Origin of the sequence: Micromonospora chokoriensis (genome assembly GCF_000718555.1) — a bacterium.
GTDB lineage: Bacteria > Actinomycetota > Actinomycetes > Mycobacteriales > Micromonosporaceae > Micromonospora > Micromonospora chokoriensis_B.
In genome coordinates this window covers 97821-104512 of sequence record NZ_JOAN01000031.1, presented here as the reverse complement: position 1 = coordinate 104512, position 6692 = coordinate 97821, and the positions used below count along the sequence as shown (strand labels likewise).

Here is a 6692-nt window from a genome sequence, read left to right as displayed (position 1 = left end):
GTCGAGCACCTCGCCGACTGGATCGCCACCCGCGGCTACTCCACCAGCTGACCCACACGCAATCGAAGGGCCGGACCCCACCACGGGGCCCGGCCCTTCCGCATACCCAAGCCCCTGCGCCGAGCCCGCGCTTAAAGGGACGTTGCGGGGGTGTCCCGCTCGATCGACCAAAGACTCGACCAGCCAAAGCGAGGCAGCCAGGCTCAGCCGCCGGAGTCGTCCATCTCGGCGCCCTCGGGGACGGTGTCGTCGTCTCGGCTGGCCAGCCAGCCGTCCGGCAGGGAGACCTTGCCCGGCGAGTTGGTACGGCCGCGCGGCTGACCCAGCGCAGCCACCGGGAACGGCTCCGTCGGGTCGAGCTTGCCGAGCAGGTCGTCGAGCTGGGCCAAGCTTTCGATCATCGCCAGCGAGCGGCGCAGTTCGCCGCCGACGGGGAAGCCCTTGAGGTACCAGGCGACGTGCTTGCGGAAGTCGGTGCAGCCGTCCCGTTCGCCCCGGGCCGGGTTGCGGGCGCCGGCGGTGAACTGGTCGACCAGCAGCTCGGCGTGCCGGCGCATGGTCACCGCCACCTCACCGAGGGCGGGCAGCCGCCGCTCCGACCGACCGTTGAAGGCGGCCTCCAGGTCGGCGAAGAGCCACGGCCGGCCCAGACAGCCACGCCCGATGACCACGCCGTCGACGCCGGTGTGGGCCACCATCCGCAGCGCGTCGTCGGCTTCCCAGATGTCGCCGTTGCCGAGCACCGGCACGTCGAGGGCCTGCTTCAACGTGGCGATCGCGTCCCAGTCGGCGGTGCCCGAGTAGCGCTGCGCGGCCGTCCGCCCGTGCAGGGCCACCGCAGCCACGCCGGCCTCCTGGGCGGCGAGCCCGGCTTCGACGTACGTCAGGTGGTCGTCGTCGATGCCCTTGCGCATCTTGACCGTGACCGGCACCCCCGCCGGCGACGCGGCAGCGACCGCGGCCTGCACCAGCCGCGCGAAGAGTCGGCGCCGCCACGGCAGCGCCGCGCCACCGCCACGCCGGGTGACCTTGGGTACGGGGCAGCCGAAGTTGAGGTCGATGTGGTCGGCCAGGTTGCGTTCGACGACGATCCGCACGGCGGCGGCGGTGATCTCCGGATCGGTGCCGTAGAGCTGGAGGCTGCGCGGCTTCTCGTCGTCGCCGAACGTGATCATGCGCAGCGTCTTCGGGTTCCGCTCGACCAGAGCCCGCGTGGTGATCATCTCGCAGACGTAGATGCCGCCGCCCTGCTCCCGGCAGAGCCGACGGAACCCGACGTTGGTGATCCCGGCCATCGGCGCGAGCACCACCGGCGGCCACACCTGATACGGCCCGAGAGTCAGCGGGCGCAGCGCGGGCATGGTCGAGACAGTCACCGGACAAGTGTACGGGGCCCCGACCGGCGCTTATCGCGTCGGCCGAGGCCCCGTGCGTGGAACCTCAGCAGCCGGGGAGACGCTCGATCAGGTAGCGCTCGACCTGGTCCAGGGAAACCCGCTCCTGGGCCATGGTGTCCCGGTTGCGCACCGTAACGGCGTTGTCGTCCAGGGTGTCGAAGTCGACGGTCACGCAGAACGGGGTGCCGATCTCGTCCTGCCGGCGGTAGCGGCGGCCGATCGCCTGCGAGTCGTCGAACTCCACCACCCAGCGCTTGCGCAGCAGCGTCGCGAGGTCCTTGGCCTTGGGCGACAGCGCCTCGTTGCGCGACAGCGGCAGCACCGCCACCTTGACCGGGGCGAGCCGCGGGTCGAACCGCATCACGGTGCGCTTGTCCACGCCACCCTTGGTGTTCGGCGCCTCGTCCTCGTCGTACGCCTCCAGCAGGAAGGCGAGCACCGCGCGGGTCAGACCCGCGGCCGGCTCGATGACGTACGGCATCCAGCGCTCACTCTTGCTCTGGTCGAAGTACGACAGGTCGACGCCGGAGTGCTTGCTGTGCGTGGAGAGGTCGAAGTCGGTGCGGTTGGCGACACCCTCCAGCTCGGCGAACTCGGTGCCACCGAACTTGAAGCGGTACTCGATGTCCACCGTCCGCTTGGAGTAGTGCGAGAGCTTCTCCTTGGGGTGCTCGTAGAGGCGCAGATTGTCCGCCGAGAGGCCGAGGTCGAGGTACCAGTTCCAGCGCTCCTGGAGCCAGTACTCGTGCCACTCTTCGTCGGTGCCCGGCTCGACGAAGAACTCCATCTCCATCTGCTCGAACTCGCGGGTCCGGAAGATGAAGTTGCCCGGGGTGATCTCGTTACGGAACGACTTGCCGGTCTGCGCGATGCCGAACGGCGGCTTCTTGCGGGCGACCGTCTCGACGTTCTTGTAGTTGACGAAGATGCCCTGAGCGGTCTCCGGGCGCAGGTAGTGCAGCCCTTCTTCGCTCTCCACCGGGCCGAGGTAGGTCTTCATCAGGCCGTTGAACATCTTCGGCTCGGTGAAGGTGCCCTTGTTGCCGCAGTTGGGGCAGTTCAGCTCCGCGAGTGAGGTCAGCGGCTTGCCGTGCTTCTCGGCGTACGCCTCTTCCAGGTGGTCCGCGCGGAACCGCTTGTGGCAGGACTGGCACTCGGTGAGCGGGTCGACGAACTCGGCGATGTGGCCGGACGCCTCCCACACCTTGCGGGCCAGGATCACCGCGGAGTCCAGGCCGACGACGTCGTCGCGCTGCTGGACCATGGTCTTCCACCACTGCCGGCGGACGTTCTCCTTGAGCTCCACGCCGAGCGGGCCGTAGTCCCACGCCGATCGGGTGCCCCCGTAGATCTCACTGGAGGGGAAGACGAAGCCTCGGCGCTTGGCGAGGCTGACGACGGCGTCGATACGGTCGGCTGGCATGTTTCCTCCTACGCCGGCTGGCGGTCGGCGGGGGCGAGATGTGGATGGAACGGTCGGTTCGGGACAACGGTACGACGACCGTCGCCCCGAGCCCAGCAGAATACCGGGGGCGGGTCAGCTGACCCCGCAGACCTCCACGCCGCCGGTCTGCCCGTCCTGGCCGAGACGCACCTGCTGCCGCTCCCGGTCGCCGCCGGCGAGCGTCACGTCGACCGGCACGGTCAGGTAGGTGGTGTCCACCTCACCCACCCGGAACGCGGCGACCTGCGGTTCGGCGGCAGCGCGCCGCTCGAACTCGGGCCGGGACTCGCGCCGCTGCGCGTCGTCACAGAGCTGTTCGTACGCCCGCCCGTAGTTCCGCTCGACAAGCGCCTGGTAGTAGTCGCCGGTCACGGTGCGGGCCTGCTCCCGGATCGCCTGGACCCCGCTGACGGCCAGGCCGACGACGGCGGTGCCGCCCCCACCACAGCAGAGCGCCACGGCGAGCGCGCCGACGCCGAGGCCGATCCAGAGCCGGGTCCGGCGGCCCTCGGTGGGAGGCGCGGCGAACGGCGGCGCCACCCCGGGACCGGGCGGCGGGGCGGGTGCGGTCATAGGAGCCAGCGTAGTGTCCAACGGCTCAGCGGTAAGGACCCGCAGCCCGATCACTCTCGGCGACGACCACGGCCCCGCCGGGGGCGGCGCTGGCCAGCGCCTCGTACGCGGAGGGCTCGTCGACCGACTCGGCGAGCAGCGGTACGGCGCTGACCTTGACCTCGAAGGCGCCCAGCGCCCGCCGGTAGGTGCCGACCGACTCCCATTCGGTGACCAGCGACCAGTACCGGGGGTCGTCGAGCGCCCGGACCAGTTGACCGCGCAGGTAGCCGGGGCGGGCGGCCAGTGCGGTGAGGGCGGCGTGCGCCCGTTCGGTGAAGCCGTCGGCGGCATCGACGTCGACCACGAACCGGTTGGTCACCAGCAACGGGGGTGCCTCCTCGTAGAGTCTGTGGGATGCAGCGTACGCAGCGCCCTCTGCTCGCCCGGCTGGCCGGGGCGAACCCGACGTCGGTGTTCCTGCTCACCCTGGTGGTGGTGCTGGTGGCGTTCTTCACGCCCGGGGTGATCGGCGGGCTGCTGACGCTCGCGCTCGCCGGGGTCCTGATCGCCCTGATGGCGACGACCTGGGCGGTTCAGGCGCCGCAGACCCGGCTGATTCGGCTCGTGATGCTCACCCTGTTGGTGACGGTGGGTCTCGCGAAGCTCCTCTGACATGCAATCATGCGTTTTTGACAATCATTATCGTTGCCACGGACAGTTGACGGCATGACCAACCGCGCCACGTTCCGTGTCCTGGCCGCCGCGACCGCCCTCCTCACCCTCGGCGCCGCAGCCGGCTGCTCCACCGGTGGCGCCGGCGCCGACCCCAAACGAGTCGACGTGGTGGCCGCGTTCTACCCCCTCCAGTTCCTGGCCGAGCGGATCGGCGGCGACGCGGTCCGGGTGACCAACCTGGCCAAGCCCGGTGCCGAGCCGCACGACCTGGAGCTCAACCCGAGCCAGGTCGGCGAGGTCAGCGACGCGGAGCTGATCGTCTACCTCAAGGGGTTCCAGCCGGCGGTGGACGACGCCGTCGCCCAGAACGGCGGCGACCGGGCGTTCGACGTGACAAGCGTGCAGCCGCTGTTGGACGCGTCCGCTGGCGGGCACGACCACGAGGGCGAGGAGGGGCACACCGAGGAGAGCGGCGGGAAGGACCCGCACGTCTGGCTCGACCCGACCCGGCTGGCCGGCATCGGCGACCAACTCGCCCAGCGGCTCGGCAAGGCCGACCCGGGCCACGCCGCCGACTACACCGCTCGTGCCGCAGCCCTGCGCGCCGACCTGACGACCCTGGACGGTGAGTTCAAGCACGGCCTGGCGACCTGCCAGCGGCGGGAGATCGTGACCAGCCACGCCGCGTTCGGCTACCTCGCCGACCGGTACCAGCTCGACCAGGTCGGCATCACCGGGCTGAGCCCCGACGTCGAGCCCTCGCCGCAGCGCCTCGCGCACGTGATCGAGGAGGCGAAGGAGCACCAGGCCACCACGATCTTCTTCGAGACGCTGGTCAGCCCGAAGGTCGCCGAGACCATCGCCGGTCAGGTCGGCGCGAAGACCGCCGTGCTCGACCCGATCGAAGGGCTCGCCGCAGACAGCAACGGGGACTACCTTTCGGTGATGCGTACCAACCTGCAGACCCTGCAGACGGCGTTGAGCTGCTCGTGACCACGCCTGTCATCACCGTCGAGCACGGGGTGGTCGGCTACGACGGCCGCCCCGTGCTCCGGGACATCTCGCTCACCGTGACCGCCGGCGAGGTGGTCGCGATTCTCGGCGCCAACGGCTCCGGCAAGTCCACCCTGATCCGCGCCGTGCTCGGGCTGGTGCCGATCAGCGCCGGCTCGGTCACCCTCTTCGACCGGCCGTTGCGCCGCTTCCGGCAGTGGGCCCGCATCGGGTACGTCCCGCAGCGCCTCGGCGCCGGCGGCGGCGTACCGGCCACCGTCCGCGAGGTGGTGGCCTCCGGCCGGCTGGCCCGTCGGGGGGTGCTGCGTCCGCCAGGTCGAGCCGACCGGGCCGCCGTCGACGCCGCACTGCTCGCCGTCGGGCTCGCCGACCGCGCCGGTGACCCGGTGTCCACGCTCTCCGGCGGCCAGCAGCAGCGCACCCTGATCGCCCGTGCCCTGGCCGGGCAGCCGGAGCTGCTGGTTCTCGACGAGCCCACCGCCGGGGTGGACGCGGCCAGCCAGGAGGCGTTCGCCGGCGCGCTGCGCGACTTCGTCGCCGACGGCGGGACGGTGCTGCTCGTCGCCCACGAGTTGGGCCCGCTGCGACCGGTGATCAGCCGGGCCGTGGTCGTCCACGAGGGTCGCATCGCCCACGACGGGGCGGTGCCGGACCCGGCCGGCCATCACGCGGAGCCCGACCACGACCACGTGCACCCGCACTGCTACGACGAGCCCGCCGGGCTGTGGAGCAACTGACACATGGAACTCTTCCAGTACCCCTACATGCAGCGTGCCCTGATCGGCGCGCTGGTGATCGGCCTGGCCGCCCCGGCGCTCGGCATCTACCTGGTGCAACGCCGGCTGGCGCTGATCGGCGACGGTGTCGGGCACGTGGCGCTGACCGGCGTCGGGGCCGGGCTGCTGCTCAACCGCTCACCGGTGCTGGTCGCGGTGATCGCCGCCACCATCGGCGCGGTGGCCATCGAGATCGTCCGCGCTCGCGGGCGTACCTCAGGTGATTTGGCCCTGGCCCTGCTCTTCTACGGCGGCATCGCGGGTGGTGTGCTGCTGGTCGGTCTCTCCGACGCGACGAGCGCGAACCTCAACGCCTACCTGTTCGGGTCGCTGACCACCATCTCGCCCGCCGACCTGACCACGATCGCGGTGCTCGGCGCGGCGATCCTGGTCACGATGATCGCGTTGCGGCCGGCGCTCTTCGCGGTCAGCCACGACGAGGAGTACGCCCGGGTCTCCGGCCTCCCGGTGCGCACGCTGAACCTGCTGATCGCGGTCGCCACCGCGGTCACCGTGACCATCGCCATGCGGGCCGTCGGCGTGCTGCTGATCAGTGCGCTGATGGTGGTGCCGGTCGCCACCGCCCAGCAGGTCACCCGGGGCTTCCGCAGCACGATGGCCGCCGCGATGGCGCTCGGGCTCTTCGCCGCCGGCACGGGTGTGTGGGTGGCGGCCACGGCGGACACCGCGCCGGGCGCCTCGGTGGTGCTGGTGGCGATCGCCTCGTTCCTGGTGGTGGCCGTGGCCGGCGGTGTCTGGCGGACGCTGCGCCGCCGGACGACGCCGACCGCCGCGCCGACACCGGAACCGCACGAGGTCGTGCTGAGCTGA

The 6692-nt window shown here is 71.2% G+C and carries 8 protein-coding genes; 4 read left to right on the top strand and 4 right to left on the bottom strand.

What is annotated here, in order from left to right:
* Nucleotides 1-203: 203 nt before the first annotated feature.
* The 4 genes from dusB to IF46_RS0130250 form a co-directional block, all read right to left on the bottom strand.
* Nucleotides 204-1361: a tRNA dihydrouridine synthase DusB gene (gene dusB / locus IF46_RS0130265; protein WP_030491820.1), complete on the bottom strand. Its 1158-nt coding sequence runs from the start codon at nucleotides 1359-1361 to the stop codon at nucleotides 204-206.
* A gap of 79 nt (nucleotides 1362-1440) precedes the next feature.
* Nucleotides 1441-2820, bottom strand: coding sequence for a glycine--tRNA ligase (locus IF46_RS0130260; RefSeq protein ID WP_030491819.1), 1380 nt, complete (start codon nucleotides 2818-2820; stop codon nucleotides 1441-1443).
* Nucleotides 2821-2934: 114 nt separating this feature from the next.
* Complete coding sequence (locus IF46_RS0130255; RefSeq protein ID WP_030491818.1) at nucleotides 2935-3414, bottom strand: hypothetical protein; 480 nt, start codon at nucleotides 3412-3414, stop codon at nucleotides 2935-2937.
* A gap of 25 nt (nucleotides 3415-3439) precedes the next feature.
* The gene (locus IF46_RS0130250; RefSeq protein WP_030491817.1) at nucleotides 3440-3781 is read right to left on the bottom strand and encodes an antibiotic biosynthesis monooxygenase family protein; all 342 of its coding nucleotides are present in this window, start codon (nucleotides 3779-3781) and stop codon (nucleotides 3440-3442) included.
* 29 nt (nucleotides 3782-3810) lie between these two features.
* Between IF46_RS0130250 and IF46_RS0130245 the strand changes: the two genes are divergently transcribed.
* The 4 genes from IF46_RS0130245 to IF46_RS0130230 are packed head-to-tail and all read left to right on the top strand — an operon-like array spanning nucleotide 3811 to nucleotide 6692.
* On the top strand, nucleotides 3811-4068 hold the full coding sequence (locus IF46_RS0130245; RefSeq protein ID WP_030491816.1) for a hypothetical protein: 258 nt from the start codon (nucleotides 3811-3813) through the stop codon (nucleotides 4066-4068).
* Nucleotides 4069-4122: 54 nt separating this feature from the next.
* On the top strand, nucleotides 4123-5064 hold the full coding sequence (locus tag IF46_RS0130240; RefSeq protein ID WP_030491815.1) for a metal ABC transporter substrate-binding protein: 942 nt from the start codon (nucleotides 4123-4125) through the stop codon (nucleotides 5062-5064).
* Nucleotides 5061-5822, top strand: a complete 762-nt coding sequence (locus tag IF46_RS0130235; protein ID WP_030491814.1) for a metal ABC transporter ATP-binding protein — start codon at nucleotides 5061-5063, stop codon at nucleotides 5820-5822. Before IF46_RS0130240 ends, IF46_RS0130235 begins: the two co-directional genes overlap by 4 nt.
* A 3-nt stretch (nucleotides 5823-5825) precedes the next feature.
* A complete protein-coding gene (locus IF46_RS0130230) occupies nucleotides 5826-6692 on the top strand; it encodes a metal ABC transporter permease (protein ID WP_030491813.1) in 867 nt (288 codons plus the stop codon).